The organism is Streptomyces phaeofaciens, from assembly GCF_014648915.1.
Lineage (GTDB): Bacteria > Actinomycetota > Actinomycetes > Streptomycetales > Streptomycetaceae > Streptomyces > Streptomyces phaeofaciens.
The window spans coordinates 12,303-28,374 of the sequence record NZ_BMSA01000057.1; the positions used below are offsets into that span (position 1 = coordinate 12,303).

Below are 16,072 nucleotides of genomic sequence, written 5' to 3' on the forward strand. Positions count from 1 at the left end.
GGTGGAGCTGCTAGTCGTCGAACTCGAAGCCCGAAATCTCCGCCCGAGTGATGATGTCGAGGACCTCATCGGGGCTCGCGATGACTGACTCAAGGGCCGTCTTGAGTTGCGCGAGGTCACTCGGAGTCCCAACAGCGCAGAACATCCCGGCCTCGCCGTCGAAGTCGAGCGGCTCGGCAATGTCCGGCCAGGCAAACCGCACGAGACCTTCCCAGAAGTAGCCGTTCGGTTCGTGCCCTGCACCGGCTACTGCCACGTCAGCGGCCAGGCCACCAACATCCAACGTCAGCGAGTGTTCACCGTCGAAGTCATGAAGCTTGATGGTCACGGCCGCGATCTTCTCACGCCCGGCACGGGCCGCCGGATCCGCTCCAGCGGCCCATCCGCTCCCTCGCCGCTCTCGACCCCGGCGAACCTTCCCGGTCAAAGCACTAGACGTTGACTCGGGGCTGGTGCGCGGCGGTGCCGGGGCCAGCCGGGGAGATGTCGCCGCTGCTCTGGCGCTGTACGGGCTGGCGTTGTCCTCCGGGACACCGGCGACGTCGGCGTCGGCGGGCTGGCGATCGCCGGCGGGATCGGACTGATGTCCCGCTCACGGTAGACCGCATGCGGCTGCCGAGCCGGTGCTCACGTACGATTTTGAGGTACGCGCGGTCGACCGCCATGACCCCTATTTGTTCTGGGCAGTCCGCAGCCGGGGAGCGAACTCCGGCATCGCCACGGCCTTCGAGTTCCAGGCGTCCCCCGTCCCGGGAGTCTGCGCCGACATCACTGCCTGCGACGCCGCGGAACTGCTCACCTGGTGGGGCCGTGCGGTGGAAGCGTCCCCCGTAAGCTGCCCAGTTTCCTGACGGCCGTCACTCGGATCGGGAGGACGGCCCACCGCCCAGGTGGTGACGGTGTACGCGGGCACCGACCAGGAACCGCCCGGCGTGCGCTACGGACCCCTGCGGTCGTCCGGTCCCATGATGCGGATCCAGCTATTCGCAACTACCTACCATCGGTTGCAGCCGACGGGGCGCCATCCGCAGTGCGCGCAGCAGTCGCCGACGGCGTCCAGCTCGGGTCTGCTGCCCCACCTGGACACCGTCGTCGCGGAGGCCATCGCCTCGCAGGCGAAGGCGGCCGGCATCGTGCAGCTACGCTCCGTCGGGGGCGCAGTGAACGACACTATCGCGACGGGCGTGACCTACGCGCACAGAAGTCAGCCATTCTCCTTGATGGCGTCGACCGTGCTCCGCTCTGGAGAGCGACCTCGACCGGCGTGGGAAGAAATCGCCCCGCACCTTGACGGGCTACACGTGTACTTCGAGGCAGGCACCTCGAATACCGCAGTTTCGGGATGCCTTCCCTGGCCCCGCCCCGCCCTTGCTGATGGTCCTCAAAGCGCACTATGACCCCGACCATCGTTTCGACAGCAGCTTCGTCCTGCCTTCTGTGCCGTCTGACGCTGTTGCGCTCGGGGGGGGGGAGCACGGACGGCGTGGCTCAGCTGCCCGAGCGGACGCGGTAGCTGAGTCCGGGGTAGCTCAGCTCGGCCCAGTGCAGGCTTCCGAGCGCCATATACAGGTCACCGGTCTTCCCGGGCTCACCGGTACGGCAGTCGGGGTTGTAGTAGACGTCGACGTCCACCGCCGCGTAGTTGAGCGCGGAGAGCGCCGGTTCGGTCAAGTTGTGGCAGGTGTTGTCGGTCAGGTCGGCGGTGTGCTCCGTACCGGTCAGCTCACTGCCGGTGTAGAAGGCCACAGTCGGGAAGGGCGGGAGCGCCGATCGACCCGGCGCCGCCTGGGCCTGCTGGGAGACAGTCACGCCGGAGAGCAGTGCGGCGGAGAGCACCGCGAGAACGGAGACCGCTGTCTTCCGATTTGTTGCACGCACAGGACTCACTCCAATGTCGTAGAAGCCGATAAGCGCGGAAACGCGGCCGGCCCTCGTCCGCGCGGCTCGCGCCAGCCCGATCCTTGCTTTTTCAAGTATGTGCGGGTAGGTGTCAATGAGCCATTCACGTGTTACCGAGGTTGTTGGCGTGTTGTCGCTGTGGGCTGACGTCGTGTGGACTTCGCGGTATGCCGTTTACATGAGGTATCCGCAGGGTGGTGGGCTGACGCCTGAACGGCAGGCGTTCCGTGAGCGGATCCGGATGGAGGCCGCCGAACGGTTCGGCGCCGGCGCCTCCAACGCGGAGGTCGCCAAGGACTTACGGGTGAGTGTGCGCTCAGTTCAGAGGTGGCGCCGTGGTTGGCAGGACGCGGGCACGGACGCTCTTCGGTCGGCGGGGCCAGTGTCGCTGCCCAAGCTGCACTGTTCGAGGTACTGGAGCAGGAGCTGGCTAGGTGCCGATAACACACGGCTGGCCGGACTAGACCTGGACACTTGCGCGGGTCAGGACGCTGATCGGGGCGCCGGTTCCATGAGAGCGTGACGCTGTCGGCCATCGCGCAGATGCTGCACCGGCACGGGGCACGGCTCAGCCAGCAGGTCCCCGCACCGGCGCCCAGGCCCGCCCGCTGAGCCTGCTCTCCCTGGAGCCGCTCTCGGTGCGCAAGCTCGCCCAGAAGCTGAATTGCGAGCCGTCCGACGACACCGTGGAGTGCGACGACCACCGGGTGCCGCTGCCGCCGTCGGTGGCGTGGGCGGCCGGGTGGTCGCCCTCCTCCGTCGACGCGGTGGCCAGACGGTGCAGGGCGAGATCGGTCCCTGGGTCACGGCTGTCGATCACCGACAGCGACCACAGGGAGTTGCCCCAGCTGGTCTGCCGGACACCGCCGACGATACGCCCGAACCGCGCGGTCCGGGCGTCGAATTCCTTGACCTGGCGACTAGCGTTCCCACGATTGAACAGCAGTGGTACGGCCCGGTTATCGACGCGGGCCACGTCGGTCCACTGCGCGGTGCCGGTGGACACCTGGACGACATAGGTGCGAGCGTACGCCTGCTCCCACACCAGGTCGACTCGGTCGAAGGACCGCTGTAACCCGAGATCGACACGTATCCACTGATCGTCCGCGGCGGCCGAGGCCCATCGCGTGCCCGGTCACCGTCGGTCACGTTGCCGGGTCCGTGGTCGTCTCCCTCGGCACTGGGGGCGGTTACCGGGACATCCAGGGCAAGGTCGACGCCCGGACAGTCGACGTCAACACGGAGAGCGACCACAAGGAGTTGCCCCATCCAGTGGCCCTGGATTGATCCGCACGTACCAGGCCTGCTGTGTCCCGGTGGACACGGACTGGGTACAGGCGCTGCCATAGGCCGTGAACGGCAGCGGTACCGCGTACTCGTAACCGAATTGGCGGGATGCCGATCCGGGGGGCGCGCCGGTCGCCGAGCGTGCCGTCCACGGTGGCGAGGAGGGTCAGGTTGTGAAAGCGCGGGGCGCCGAGGCCGTTGGGCCACCACAGGACGGGGTCGTCACCCGCAACGCACAGTGTCTGTCCAGCCGGGACCGTGACGTCACCGGACACCTCGACCTTGTCGAAGGCGGCGGAGAGCGTCGCCCTCCGGTCGGCCGTGCCAGCGTTTCGAACCGGGACGGTGATGGTCAGCTCGGCGACCGAGGTGTCGGGGAGGCGGGGCAGCACGTGTCGACGCGCGGGTCCCCGATCACGACGTCGACAGCCACTGGGGGTTTCCGTCGGCCGCCCGCTAGCCGACGCCGCGCACCCCCGCTGGTTGAGGCCGTCCACGACAAAGAAGGTCGGGGTGGGCGCGTAGGCGGTCGAGGACATCTCGACCGGACGGTGGACGGCGAGGTCGTGGGCGACGGACGCCCCGGAGGGGTCCGCAGCTTCGGCGGCGAGAGCGCCGGAGGGCAAGATCTCGCCGAGCGCAAAGCCGGCGAGGAGAGTGGAGCCGGAGGGACGAACGCCCCTCGGGAGGGATGGTGACGCGCCGAATTGCCTTGAGGTGCCAGGGCGGATCGTCCAATCGCGAGAGGAGGTCGGCAACAACGGTCTCGGCCAACGCGGCTCCACACGCCGGGACCGTGACGCCTGACAACGTTGCCATAGGTAGTTGGGTTGAACGAATCCTGTCAAGACGCGTGACGGTGGCCAATGGCGGCAGCGGGTGCACAAAAGGGGCGGCCGGCCAACGGCCGCCACTCGCGGCCGCCGTCCGCCGACGCGGCAGAAGCTGCCGTCCGGCGCCCGGGGTCCCGGACCGTGCCCCTCAGCGCGGCAACTCTGCCTGCTCGGGCAGCCCGGCCCATGATCGCGGAGCCCACCCTCAGCCGATTGATAGGAAGGAACGGTCCGAGGGCCTGTCGTGGGGCGCACTGCGTAACGCCCTCGTTACGCGGGGCCTCGTGCGCCGCAGCGGTGAGACAACACAGTGGAAGGTGCTGTGAGAAGTTTGACAGATTGAAAGTGACCGACCATATTGAACCGTGCCGCAACTACCGTGGGCGGCTCAAGGCAGGTTCTGGGGTGTGAGCCGAGGCCGAACGGGCCGGGTCGCATACCGTGCCGAGCCCAGCGGGTCCGGCCGCAGGGAGGCCCGACAGGGCCGGAACCGTCGACATACGTGACGAAGCGCCGCGTTGTCCGGTGGCACCCGCGCCCCGGTCCCGGCCTGACGGCCAGGGCAGTATGCCCGTCGCGCCGGTCGCGCGACGACGCGTATCGCATACGACGAGTTGGAGCGATCCATGACCCCGTCCGTCCACGTCGGCCTGTCGGCACCGTCCCAGCCCGAGGTTACGCCCGACCGCGTGGCGACGTCATCGGCCTCCCCGCGCCCACTCCCCCGCACGGCCACCGAGCGGCTCTCTGGCGCCCGTCCCTGGGTGGCACCCGCGCATACCGTCGGTGCGGGGCGATCCGGGAGCCACTCGAACGCCCGAATCCGGTTCCACGCCGCGCAGCCTTCCTCCGGGACGCCGGAGGGGCGTCCGAGAGCGGTGACGGCAGCCACAGCAGGACGCGGGCGCCGCCGCACGTCGACCGGACCGAACTCACCCGAGCGGCTCGCCACCCGTCCCCCCGCCGCACAACCGACGCCCGCCGGCCCTTCGGCGAGGCCGCCGTGCCGCATACGCGCCACGCGGGACTGGCGAGCACGCACGGTTTCGCGCCGCACACCACCGTGGTTCGCGCGGCGCGGCACGATCGGGTCCGACATCTTCCTGAGCCGTCCGGGGCGCCGTGCGTCACCGCCCCTCGCAGAGCTGTACACACAACACGTCCAGAACAGGAATCGCTCGTGAGCCGACAGGCAGGAGCCGGGTGCGAGCGCGAGAAAGGTGACCGGGCGGCAACGCTGGTGGCGAGGGGAAATTCACGATGACACGGTTGTCGCTCGAACCCGGGGACGAGGCCGTCCAGTTCTCGATCCTGGGTCCCGTGCGGGTGTGGCGCTCCGGCAAGGAACTGCATCTCGGCCCAAAGCAGCAGCGGCTGATCCTTGCCGTCCTCCTGGCACGTGCGGGTCGCCCGGTGTCCATGCACGAGTTCACCGACCTGCTTTGGGACGGCGAACCGCCCTTGAGCGCGGCTAACGCGGTGCACCGTTACGTGGGGACCTTGCGCCGGCTACTGGAGCCGGACCTGCCTGCTAGGTCGCCCGGCAGGTGGCTAGCCCGGCAAGCGGGGGGGTACCTCCTGCACGTCGACGCTGGCTCCCTCGACCTGCTGGGTTTCCGAGCGCTGGTGGAGCGGGCCCGACGGACAGAGGCGGCCGGAGACGCCGCGGCAGCCGTGGGCCTTTTCATTGCGGCCCTGAGCCTGTGGCAGGGGCGGTGCGCAGCGGACCTGGAACCGGTCGGATCCAGCCACCCGGTATTCGTCATGCTGGAGCACGAATACGTTTCGGTGGTCTGCGAGGCGGCCGAGACTGCCATGCGCTGCGGGCGGGCAGCCTCCGTGCTGCTGCCGCTGCGCCAGGCGGCGGAGCGCAACCCCCTGGACGAGGCTCTGCTGGCACACCTTCTGCTGGTCCTGGCCTCGGACGGCAAACAAGCCGAGGCCATGACGCTGTACGAGGAGATTCGCGTGCGGTTGGCGGAAGAACTGGGAGTGGACCCGGGCGCAGAGCTGCGGGTCGCCCACGAGCGGATCCTCCAGCACCGACTCGACGGCGACACCGCAGAGGAGCACGCGGATGCAGAGGAGGGCGCGTTCTTCTATGGTCCCCCGGTGCCGGCCGGATCCGTTCCCCCCGGTATCTCCGTCACCGGTACGGCCCGGCCCGCTCAGCTGCCGCCCGACCTCCTCGGTTTCACGGGGCGGGAGGAGGCCCTCAAGCAGGCTGCGGCCCTTGCCGCGCGCGGCAGCGACGCGCTGCGCGTACTCGCCGTCGACGGCATTCCCGGGATCGGGAAGACCGCCCTAGCTGTGCACTTCGCACACCTGGCCGCCCAGGACTTCCCCGACGGCCAGCTCTACGCGGACCTGCGGGGCTTCGCACCGGACGGCAATCCAGCCAGCTCCGGCGACGTCCTGCAGGGATTCCTCGACGCCCTCGGTGTCGCCCCGCAGCGCGTCCCTGCCGCGCTGGACATGCGGGCGGCGCTGTACCGCAGCGTGCTGTGCGGCCGGCGGGTCCTCGTGGTCCTCGACAACGCCCGCGATCTGGCGCAGGTGAAACCTTTGCTGCCCGGTACGGCAGACTGCATGGTGATAGTGACCAGCCGCAGCCGCCTCACCGGACTGGCCGCGGCCCACGGAGCCCACCTGCTCACCCTCGACGTGCCCTCGCTGGCGGAGTCAACCCGTACCTTCCTGGAACGGATCAGAGTCAGTCGCCCCCACACTCAGGCTCGTGACGTCGAGCCGCTAGTCGAACGGTGCGGCCGGCTTCCGCTCGCCGTCGCGATCGTCGCCGCCAGAACCGCCGCGTATCCTGAGCGCACTCTGGAGGAGATCGCCTCGGAACTGACCGACACCGACACCAGCCTGGACGGCTTCAACGACGACAACCTGGACAACGACGTCAGGGGGGTCTTCTCCTGGTCGTACCGCACGCTCGGCCCGCAGGCGGCACGCCTGTTCCCGCTCCTCGCCCTGCACCCCGGCCCGCATGTGACCGCTGCTGCCCTGGCCAGCATGGCCGGCATCACGCCGCAGGAGGCGGCCCAGGCGGTGGGCGAGCTGATCCGGGCCAGACTGCTGACCGTGCGGGGACGCAACCGATACTGGGCGCATGACCTGGTCCTCGCCTACGCCGCCGAGCTCGCTGAGGAGCACGCGGAGGACGGCGCCACCGTCCGGTCCCGCCTCTACGACCACTATCGTCAGACCGCCCACGCCGGAAACCTGCTGCTGCGGCCTGGGCTGCAACTGGCCGTCCCGCCATCGCCACAGCCGTTGGTGACGCCAGAGCCGCTGGCTGGCACGGCGGCGGCGACGGAGTGGTTCACCCGGGAGCGGGAGATACTGCGGGCGGTCGTGGAGGCAACCGCCGCTCGCGGTGAGAGCCGTCCGGCCTGGGAACTCGCGTTGTCGCTGCAGATGTGTCAGCAGCGGCTGGGATGGTGGAACGACTGGGCGGCCACCATGCTGGTCGCGTTGACGGCGGCGCAGGAGGCCGAAGACGCCGAGGGCATGGCCCGCACCCACCACGGGCTAGCTGGCGCGCTGTACTTCCTCGGTGACGTCCCCGGCGCATTGCACCACCTCGAGCGGGCTCGGAACCATTTCGACCAGCTGGGGCTCTGTGTCGACCTGGCGCATGTGTTGAAGAACATCGGAGTCGTGTGTTTTGCCCGAGGCGACCACGTCCGCGCGAACCAACACCTCGACAAGGCACTGCAGTTGCTGCGCGGCGACGAGCCGTGCCAGTTGAGGGCCACGACCCTTGCCATGGCCGGTCTGGTCCGGCTGGAACTCGGCGACGTGAAGGAGTCCATCCGGCTGACCCGGGCCGCCAGAACCATCTTCCGAGAGCTGGGCGACCTCAACAGCGAGGGGTTGACCCTGACGGGGCTAGGGCGTGTGCATCGCACACAACGGCAGTACACCCGCTCGGCTTGCTACTACGAGCGCGGCATCCAACTGCTGCGGCTGGCCGGCAGTCGGGCCAACGTGGCAGAAGAACTGGTGGCGCTCGGAGACGTGCGTCTCGATATGCGTGATGTGGCCGGGGCCCGTCGGTCCTGGACCGAGGCACTGAGGAATGTAGACGATCCGGATCTGCCGCTGGCAGCCCTGGCGACGGAGCGGCTTGCCGGGTTGGAGGCACAAACCGTGTCTCGCGGTACCGGCCGGGCGGCGCTCACGTCGGCTGGTCGGGCGCCCGGAGCAGGCCGTCACCCGGATGGCGACCCTGCACCCAGCCCGACGAACCGGGGAAACGGATCCGACTCCGCTCCCTACGATCAGAGCGCGCCCCCGCCCAGTTGATGGGACCTTCCGGAATACATCGGCACCACATTCTCGGCGGCCCGTGAGCCGACCACGCGCCCTGGTGCGGCACCGGGTAGGCCTTTTCCTCGACCGGCTGCCACCCGGTTCCGGAAAGCCCCAGAGAGCGACCTCCGGCGGTTACTAACGGTCCCGAGCGCGCTACACCGCACTCCCGGTACCGCCGGGGCGCCGCCTGCATGGCTGGGTTGCACACGTCACCGACCGAACGGGAAAATCCGTTCGAGTAACCCCGGTGACGAACTGGTCCTCCAGGCTGATGGAACATCACCACCCTGTCCTCGGGCGGCGTCTTCCTGTGGTCGGCGGAACACCGAGCAACCGGGGCCTATGTCTGACTGCGGCGGACGCCGCCGCGCCCCCGATCACTCTCCGCACCGTACCAAGTCTGTCGCGGGCGTCCGTCATGCCGTCAGCGGTCGGTAGGGATCGCTCGGCGGACGCGACCGGCCGGGACGGCGGGCCGGTCAAGATAGGTACCACAAAGATTCCACTCCACACGGTCATGCTGATCACACGGCTGGACCCGCCCCGGTGTCACCGGACCGCCTCCAGCAGCTGGCGCAGACCATTCTGGATCGGACGGCAATCAACTCGACGTCGTTCCGGCTCCACTACACCAAGGACTGCGACCCCGTTACGGCAGGGAGAACCCATGAGCACCGTCACCCACCGCACCGCCCCCACCCAGTTCGTCGAAGCGGAAGGCGTCCGTTACGCCTACCGCCGGCTCGGCTCCGGAGGTGAGGTGCCGCTCGTCCTGCTCCAGCACTTCACCGGCAACCTCGACAACTGGGATCCGGCGCTTGTCGACGCACTGGCCGCCGAGCGTGAGGTCATCCTGGTGGACTACCCGGGGGTCGCCTCATCAACCGGGACCCCTGCCACCACCATCGCCGAGATGGCCCAGCAGATGATCACGTTCACCGCGGCGCTGAAACTGGAGCAGATCGACCTGCTCGGTTTCTCCATCGGCGGCTTCGCCGCCCAGGACATGGCGCTGATCAGGCCGCGTCTGATCCGCCGCCTCGTCCTCGCTGGCACCGGCCCGAAGGGCGCGCCGGGCATGCACGGCTGGCGCAAGGACATCGAAACCCACGCTCGCGCCGAGGTGCCCACCGGCGGGGACCTGCTGTACATCTTCTTCGCACACACCGACACCAGCCAGGCCAAGGGCAAGGAGTTCCTCGGCCGGTTCATGGCCCGCACTGAGGGCCGGGACACCCCTAGCAGCCTCGCCTCGCGCGACGCCCAGTACGACGCTGTACTGGAGTGGGGTATCCCCAACCACTCAGCGCTCCAGCGCCTCACCGGCATCCAGTGCCCCACCCTCATCATCCAGGGCGACGGCGACCTGATGATCCCCACCAAGGCCAGCCACCTAATGGCCGGCCTCATCCCGGATGCGCGGATCCGCATCTACCCGGACGCCGCCCATGCGTCGCTGTTCCAGTACCCGGCCGAAGTGGCCAAGGACGTCAACGAGTTCCTCGCCTGAGCCGGCACCCGATCGGGAGACAGCTATGTCCGACCTGCTCGCCAGCGTCTTCGACGCCTATGGCGGCGGCTCCCGCTAGGAGGAGGAAGCCAGATACCGCCCGCCAGTTCTTCGGCGGCGCCAGCCTACTTCTTCGGCAGCGCCATGTGGACGTACCTGGCCGAGCCGCTGTCGCTGACGTACCCCGGGGTGCGGACCGAGGAGATCGGTCCGTGGACGGAGGAGGGGGAGAAGTTCCGGCGTCTGCACATCGCGTTCCCCGACAGCATCGCCACCCTCAGCACCGATCAGACCATCTACGTCGACTCCGACGGTCTGATCCGCCGACGGGACTACAGCGTCGAAATCGCCGGCAACATCCCCGCGGCCCACTACATCTCGGGCCATCAGGAGGTGTCGGGCCTGGTCATCCCCACTACGCGGATGATCTATAGCCGGGACGAGAACGGCCGTAAGATCACCGACCCGCTGGTCGTGTCGGTGCGGCTGGAAAACGTCGCGGTTTCCTGACTCACCGCATGTCGTAGGCGCACGCACGGCATGCGTCGGCGGATCACAGCCGTCCGCGAGCGGGCGTCTGGGAGATCGAGCCCCTAGTCAACTACCGGTCCCCTGACCCCGCTCCCGGCTGCCGACCACTTCCCGACCGACCGGCCCGCCCCGGGCTCGCACCGGACATGTCCATCGTCCGCGGAGTCCGCCCAACGACCGAAAGGGATTCTCCACATGACCATCAATATGATGCGCGCCGTCGGCTACCGAGCGAACCTGCCGGTGACCGACGACGCATGCCTCCTCGACCTCGAGCTGCCGGTGCCGGAGCCTGGCCCGCACGACCTCCTCGTCCGGGTCGAGGCCATTGCCCTCAACCCGGTCGACTACAAGATCCGCCAACACGAGAAGCCCGACGACGAGCCCAGGGTCCTCGGCTGGGACGCCGCGGGCACGGTCGTGGCAACCGGATCCCAGGTGGAGCGGTTCAAGCTGGGCGACGAGGTCTTCTACGCCGGTGCCATCGACCGGCCCGGGGCCAACTCCGAGTACCACTCGGTCGACGAACGTGTCGCTGCCCTGAAGCCGACCACGCTGACCTTCTCCGAGGCCGCGGCGCTTCCTCTGACCTCCCTAACCGCCTGGGAGGGCCTCTTCGAGCGGCTCGGCCTGCACCACGACCTGCTGGACGAGACTGGCTCCCTGCTGGTGACGGCGGCAGGCGGCGGTGTCGGGGCGATGGTCTGCCAGCTGGCCCACGCTCTCACCGGCCTCACGGTGATCGGTACGGCGTCCCGGCCGGAGACGGTCGAATTCGCCCGCAGGATGGGCGCCCACCACATCGTGGACCACCGTCGGCCCCTGATGCCCCAACTCTCCGAAGTGGCCCCGCATGGCATCGACCACGTGTTCAGCACCACAGGCACCGACCGCTACCTTACGGCCTACGCCGAGGCGCTCAACCCGTTCGGGCACGTGGTCGCAATCGACGACTTCGAGGACCTTCCCGTCGGCGTGCTGATGCCGAAGAGCATTAGCTTCCACTCGGAGTTCATGTTCAGCCGTTCCCTGTTCCGGACTGCGGACCTGGACCGCCAGCACAAGATCCTCACACAGGTGGCCCGCCTCGTGGACGCTGGCATCCTGGTCAGTACCGCGACCCTTGACCTTGGCTGCGTCAACGCGGCGAACCTGCGAGAGGCCCACCGCCTCCAGGAGTCGGGCACTGCCATCGGGAAGATCACTCTCACGGGCTTCTGAGAGCCGGGCGCCGTCTCCGACGGACGCCATCGCACGCCTGCCCCGTCCGGTCCGGGCGCCTAGGGAGCGCCTTGTCGATCACGCGTCGAGCCAGATGAGTGTGCTGACCAGGGTGATCGCGGCGAGGTGGCGGCCGGGCTGCTTCTTGTAGCGGTGGCCATGCCACGCACTGCTTGAGGCGGTGGAAGCATCGCTCGACCACGTTGCGGCGCCGGTAGGCGGTCCTGTCGAAGCCGGGCCGGCCACGCCCGTCGCAGGCGAGGTGAAGCTGGCTGGTCAGTCCGACGCGGGAGCGTCCGAGTCCACGCTCGTCGAGCCCCCTTTGGCAAGCCGTGTGCGGGTGAGCACGCACGCTTGAAGACGATGTCTTCCAGCACCTGGCGGTGATCACGCCATCTGCCACGAGCACGGCCCGCAGGCGGCAACAGCGGATCGAACACCGCCCAGGCGGCATCGGCTAACTCAGACGCACCCCTCGCACCCAACCCAACGATCAGATGATCGCAAAGACACCGCCAGCGCCCGGGGTGCCCGCGGAGGCGGGTTAACATATCAAGACGACCGTACATATTCATATGCTGACTGCGGCGGCCCACTGCACCAAAATGCGGCGACGGTCTGCCCCGGGTCGGCTCAGGCCGTGCTGTGCTGCTCAGGCGGCCGACGCACCGGTGCCACGCCCGGCGCCGGTGACAAGGACTCACAGGGGGACGCGTGCGAGCTGGTCCGTTCCGCTCATCCGTCACGAGCGGCCCGTGCTGCGCGGACCCAGCAGCACCGATCTCCCGCTGGCGCGGCCGGACGCACCAGTCGGCACTGCGGCGCCCGACGACGCGACGGACACGGCAACCGGGACGCCCCGGTCGTGACCGCAGCCCTGCCCCCGCGGGCGCGTGGACCGTCGCGCCCGTAACCGCCGAGGAACGGTGAAGATGCCCCAGGTCAGCGTCCGCAACAGACTCGTGGAGCACGCCGAGGACGTCTTTCGCCGCAAGGGCTTCGGCGGAGCCAGCATCCAGGACATCACCCAGGCCGCGAATGTACCGAAGGGGTCGTTCTACAACCACTTCGATAGTAAACAGGACCTCGCCGTCGAGATCATCTTGCGGCACGCCCGCACCATCGACCTCTCAACCCTAGAGGCGGACGGGAGCGCGCTGGAGCGGCTGCACGAGCACTTGATCGCCCGGCTGGAGCACATCCGGGCATCGGGCATCGAGTTCGGCTGTCTGCTTGGCAACTTCGCATCCGAGAGCATCACGGCGGGCGAGAGGGTACGCGCCGCCGTGCACGATGTGCTGGTCTCCTGGGCCGGGTCCGTCAGCGTGACGATCGCCGAGGGGCAGACGGCCGGTGAGATAACTACCGACCGGCCGGCTTCGGCCCTGGCCGCCTTCCTGCTCGACTGGCTGGAGGGCGCCACGCTGCGGGCCAAGATCGCGGACGACCACGGTTTCCTGACCGACGAGGTGGGCATCGCTCTGCGGGCATTGCGCGCCTAATACACCACCCGGAGTATCTAAGGCGCATCCACCCGCCCGGTAGGCAGCACGGGCGCAGCAATCCCGACCCACCGCAGCGCGATCACTCTGGTCGCCGACCCGGTCCTCCTGACCGAAGAGCAGGGGCTCCGCGACGAGCGGCAGTAGCTCCCCGTCGGCTCGCGGATGCCCCTGCACCAGCGCTTCGGCGACCAGTCCGTCCACCGTGGGCTGGCAGCAGGTCAGGACGGCGTGGAGGCGCCCGCCGGCAAGGGCCTCCGCCTGCTGTTCGTCCCTAAGTTCAAGGACCGACACCCGCAGGTGCGCACGGCCGGCCCGGAACTGACCCACCGCTTCGGCGAGCAGTCCGCCCCGTGCATTGGGCATGGGCGCCGAGACCATCAGGACACCGGCGTCCGCCGACCGGCGAAGCGGACGGCGTGCACGATGTGCCGGTTGTGTGTCGGGACGCGTTCCGCCTCGGGAACGACGAGTTCCCCGGAGTTAGTGAGTTCCGTCCCCCGTGGGCCACGGACGAGCAACTCCACTCCCAACAGACCTTCCATCTGAACGCACCTGCCTGTTGATTGCAGGCTGGGCGATTTCAACTCCGCCGCCGCGTGCCCGAAGTATCCTTCCCTGGCCACGGCGAGAAACGCACGCAGCAGCCCGGGGTCCTTGTCCGGCTCACCGGACACCAGAGGTGTACGTGGTCCGGTCCAATACGTGTCCACGGTGCGGAGCAGAAGGGGGGCCACCGACTGCCTATGCGGTTTCGGCATCGCCCGATGATGAATCCGTCTTGGACGTCACCGGACGACTCTGGTCCAATGGGAGTCGCGACCGCTCGTAAGGAAGCGGCCGCAATGGCTGGTCGCCACCCCGGTGCTCTCTGCGTCACGCTGCAACACGTCGCTGTGGAGGGCACCGGGTGACCCAGGGAACGAAATCGCTCCGCCGACACAACACGACGTGTCGTTTGGGCCGGGACCAGCCGCACATGACCATCCTCCGGCCCGGACACAGCACGGGCCAGGAACGGACGGCTCACGCCAGGCGTCCCCCCTCGACGCGTACGGCCCCCCTCCAGCGCGGGCCGGAAGGCGTGAGCCGTCCCAACCTCCCCGGCCTGCGTCCGTCCAGCCGCCGCCGCGTCCACCAGCGGCTTGGCCCCAAAGCGGCGGCAAACAGCGCATCCAGGACCCGCGACGCACGTCCCGCTACCAGAAGCGTGGGCCCGCGACCGCGCAGTGACCGCCCGTCCCGCTCTCTCCCCACGGTCGAGTTCGGCCGATAAGCCAGGACCAGGTGTGCCAGTTCAGCCGTGCTGATATCCATCGCCCGGTGCGCTGGCAGCCGGCGGAAGACGCGCTTGGCCTGGTCGCCGAAGGTTCGGTAGGAATAGGTGAAGACATCCCGCACGTCATTGTGGCGGTCGTCGTCGAACACATCGAGCCCCCTGCGCGTCCGCCAGTTCGGCGGCCATCCGGCTCAGCGGCTGCTGGTTACGGCCCATCGCGCGAGCGGCCACTATGGCCACGGCGAGGGGAAGCCGACCGCAGCGGGTCACGATCTCCTCAATGACGGCCCCCTTGGTGTCGCCTCGCGCCGGATGAAGCAAGCCATGGCCTCGCTCATCGAGGGCACCTCCAGCCCGAGCAGCTACGCCCCATGCCCCGCCGCCAACCCGATGAGGCGGGCCCTGGAGACTTCCCCGACGGCCAGCTCTACACGGATCTGGGCGGCTTCGCGCCGATGGAGGACCCGAGCGCCTCGCTGACGTGCTGCACGGGTTCCTGGAGGCGCTGGGAGTGGACCGGCACCGCGCATCCCGTATCGCTGGAGGCGCGGTCGGCCCTCTACCGCAGTGTGCTGTCCGGGCGCCGCGTGCTCGTGGTGCTGGACAACGCGCGGAGCACGGACCAGGGAAGATATCTGCTCGCGCCTGGTGAAACACGGCAGGTCAGGCGGTAGCTGGGCGGTCCCGCCCAGGGCCTGGGGACATCGGGGAGATGGCGGACGGGTCGGCGTGGACGATTCGGCTGCCGGTGACGGGACGCATCGCGGGGGTGCGTCGGACTCCGTCGGAACGCCGCGCAGAATGCGTTCGTGAGCGGCGCGCAGTTCGGCATCCGGCTCGGTGCGGATAGTGCGGTACAGCATGATCGCCTCAGCCTGTTTGCCCTGTGCGGTCAGTAATAGCAGCAGGGAGGATTGAAGTGCTTCGTCGAACGGACAGCGGTCACCTGCCGGATCTGCGAATCGCCATCGGTCCACTGGCCTGCGGCGATCAGCCTTTTCGACCACGTCGCGGGCCAGCGCGGCGGTGGCTGTGGGCAAAGCCGGCTCCGGGATGAGCCGACCCGCATACAGGAGCGCCGCCCCGGAAGGGAGGCGGTCTCGAGCAACGACGACCAAGTACCGTGCCGCTGCGATGGCGCGGTTCGCGACGGCTTGCGAGTGCTGCGAGGCGCCGGAGGACTTTGCGGGAGGATCGATCAAGACGGAGTGCGTCGACTGCTTCTCATGATCCACGGGACGGCACGCAGTCGGAGGTCCAGCCGGAGCCGCTGCGGTTCACGTCCCTACCAGCAGGCGGCAGCCGTCGTACTACGGGATGTTTCGTGCGTATTGGCGGTCGGACCGAGAGTTGTGGGGATTCGCCGCTGGCCATGGCAGCCAGCGGCCGATGCGGTCATGGCCTGCGCGCCGATCACTAGAGGTTGTCCCGTATGGGGTGTGAGTTATCCAGTGAGGGCCAGGTTGTGGAGCCGGGCGATGCCGAGCATGGCCTGGTGAACTCCGTTGCCCTTGAGTCGGCAGTCCCGCAGGATTTTCCAGTTCTTCAGCCGGGACAGGACGTGTTCCACCCGTGCCCGGGCCCGGCGGTGGACGGCATTCTCTGCCTCCTGCTGTGGACTGAGATGCGTCTGGCCACGCCGTTTGCGGTGCGGGATGAGCAGGCCGGTGCCCTGGTACCCGCC

The 16,072-nt window shown here is 68.7% G+C and carries 12 protein-coding genes and 4 pseudogenes; 8 read left to right on the forward strand and 8 right to left on the reverse strand.

Annotation, left to right across the window (positions count from 1 at the left end; genetic code table 11):
- Positions 1–10: 10 nt before the first annotated feature.
- The 3 genes from IE275_RS44165 to IE275_RS44175 form a co-directional block, all read right to left on the reverse strand.
- On the reverse strand, positions 11–328 hold the full coding sequence (locus IE275_RS44165) for an Imm51 family immunity protein (RefSeq protein ID WP_189718355.1): 318 nt from the start codon (positions 326–328) through the stop codon (positions 11–13).
- 666 nt (positions 329–994) lie between these two features.
- Positions 995–1,132, reverse strand: coding sequence for a hypothetical protein (locus IE275_RS44170; RefSeq protein WP_189718356.1), 138 nt, complete (start codon positions 1,130–1,132; stop codon positions 995–997).
- A gap of 356 nt (positions 1,133–1,488) precedes the next feature.
- On the reverse strand, positions 1,489–1,836 hold the full coding sequence (locus tag IE275_RS44175; RefSeq protein ID WP_189718357.1) for a hypothetical protein: 348 nt from the start codon (positions 1,834–1,836) through the stop codon (positions 1,489–1,491).
- A gap of 241 nt (positions 1,837–2,077) precedes the next feature.
- Between IE275_RS44175 and IE275_RS44180 the strand changes: the two are divergent.
- Positions 2,078–2,487 (forward strand): annotated as a pseudogene (locus IE275_RS44180) (helix-turn-helix domain-containing protein); the annotation flags it as partial.
- Positions 2,487–2,585: pseudogene (locus IE275_RS46590) on the forward strand (MarR family transcriptional regulator); the annotation flags it as partial. The pseudogenes IE275_RS44180 and IE275_RS46590, both read left to right, overlap by 1 nt.
- Before the next feature lie 155 nt (positions 2,586–2,740).
- On the opposite strand, the pseudogene IE275_RS47195 reads toward IE275_RS46590, so the two are convergent.
- Positions 2,741–3,019: pseudogene (locus IE275_RS47195) on the reverse strand (discoidin domain-containing protein); the annotation flags it as partial.
- A 2,260-nt stretch (positions 3,020–5,279) separates the two neighbouring features.
- Between IE275_RS47195 and IE275_RS44190 the strand changes: the two are divergent.
- The 4 genes from IE275_RS44190 to IE275_RS44205 all read left to right on the forward strand — a co-directional run bounded on the left by IE275_RS44190 (position 5,280) and on the right by IE275_RS44205 (position 11,607).
- A complete protein-coding gene (locus tag IE275_RS44190; protein WP_189718358.1) occupies positions 5,280–8,336 on the forward strand; it encodes an AfsR/SARP family transcriptional regulator in 3,057 nt (1,018 codons plus the stop codon).
- Between the two features lie 676 nt (positions 8,337–9,012).
- Entirely contained in the window at positions 9,013–9,855 is an 843-nt protein-coding gene (locus IE275_RS44195) for an alpha/beta fold hydrolase (protein WP_189718359.1), read from the forward strand.
- 144 nt (positions 9,856–9,999) lie between these two features.
- Entirely contained in the window at positions 10,000–10,365 is a 366-nt protein-coding gene (locus IE275_RS44200) for a hypothetical protein (RefSeq protein ID WP_229871314.1), read from the forward strand.
- Between the two features lie 216 nt (positions 10,366–10,581).
- Complete coding sequence (locus IE275_RS44205) at positions 10,582–11,607, forward strand: zinc-binding alcohol dehydrogenase family protein (RefSeq protein ID WP_229871317.1); 1,026 nt, start codon at positions 10,582–10,584, stop codon at positions 11,605–11,607.
- A 169-nt stretch (positions 11,608–11,776) separates the two neighbouring features.
- On the opposite strand, the pseudogene IE275_RS47455 reads toward IE275_RS44205, so the two are convergent.
- A pseudogene (locus IE275_RS47455) lies at positions 11,777–11,869 on the reverse strand (IS5/IS1182 family transposase); the annotation flags it as partial.
- Positions 11,870–12,539: 670 nt separating this feature from the next.
- Between IE275_RS47455 and IE275_RS44215 the strand changes: the two are divergent.
- Entirely contained in the window at positions 12,540–13,109 is a 570-nt protein-coding gene (locus IE275_RS44215; RefSeq protein ID WP_189718360.1) for a TetR/AcrR family transcriptional regulator, read from the forward strand.
- A gap of 380 nt (positions 13,110–13,489) precedes the next feature.
- Here the strand turns inward: IE275_RS44215 and IE275_RS46595 are convergent, their stop codons facing one another.
- The gene (locus IE275_RS46595) at positions 13,490–13,870 is read right to left on the reverse strand and encodes a LysR family transcriptional regulator (protein ID WP_229871320.1); all 381 of its coding nucleotides are present in this window, start codon (positions 13,868–13,870) and stop codon (positions 13,490–13,492) included.
- 265 nt (positions 13,871–14,135) lie between these two features.
- Positions 14,136–14,537, reverse strand: a complete 402-nt coding sequence (locus tag IE275_RS44225; RefSeq protein ID WP_189718361.1) for a hypothetical protein — start codon at positions 14,535–14,537, stop codon at positions 14,136–14,138.
- Between the two features lie 222 nt (positions 14,538–14,759).
- On the opposite strand from IE275_RS44225, the gene IE275_RS44230 reads away from it, so the two are divergent.
- Entirely contained in the window at positions 14,760–15,062 is a 303-nt protein-coding gene (locus tag IE275_RS44230; protein WP_189718365.1) for a hypothetical protein, read from the forward strand.
- 770 nt (positions 15,063–15,832) lie between these two features.
- On the opposite strand, the gene IE275_RS44235 is transcribed toward IE275_RS44230, so the two are convergent.
- Positions 15,833–16,072, reverse strand: a 240-nt coding sequence (locus IE275_RS44235) for a transposase family protein (protein WP_189718362.1), incomplete at its 5' end; no start/stop codon positions are given.

Excerpts from the sequence above, each read along its gene's own strand:
- IE275_RS44170 (WP_189718356.1), bottom strand. The coding sequence starts at position 1,132 with ATGCCGGCCGCCTTCGCCTGCGAGGCGATGGCCTCCGCGACGACGGTG.
- IE275_RS44190 (WP_189718358.1), top strand. The coding sequence starts at position 5,280 with ATGACACGGTTGTCGCTCGAACCCGGGGACGAGGCCGTCCAGTTCTCG.
- IE275_RS44195 (WP_189718359.1), top strand. The coding sequence starts at position 9,013 with ATGAGCACCGTCACCCACCGCACCGCCCCCACCCAGTTCGTCGAAGCG.
- IE275_RS44200 (WP_229871314.1), top strand. The coding sequence starts at position 10,000 with ATGTGGACGTACCTGGCCGAGCCGCTGTCGCTGACGTACCCCGGGGTG.
- IE275_RS44205 (WP_229871317.1), top strand. The coding sequence starts at position 10,582 with ATGACCATCAATATGATGCGCGCCGTCGGCTACCGAGCGAACCTGCCG.
- IE275_RS44215 (WP_189718360.1), top strand. The coding sequence starts at position 12,540 with ATGCCCCAGGTCAGCGTCCGCAACAGACTCGTGGAGCACGCCGAGGAC.
- IE275_RS46595 (WP_229871320.1), bottom strand. The coding sequence starts at position 13,870 with ATGCCGAAACCGCATAGGCAGTCGGTGGCCCCCCTTCTGCTCCGCACC.
- IE275_RS44230 (WP_189718365.1), top strand. The coding sequence starts at position 14,760 with ATGCCCCGCCGCCAACCCGATGAGGCGGGCCCTGGAGACTTCCCCGAC.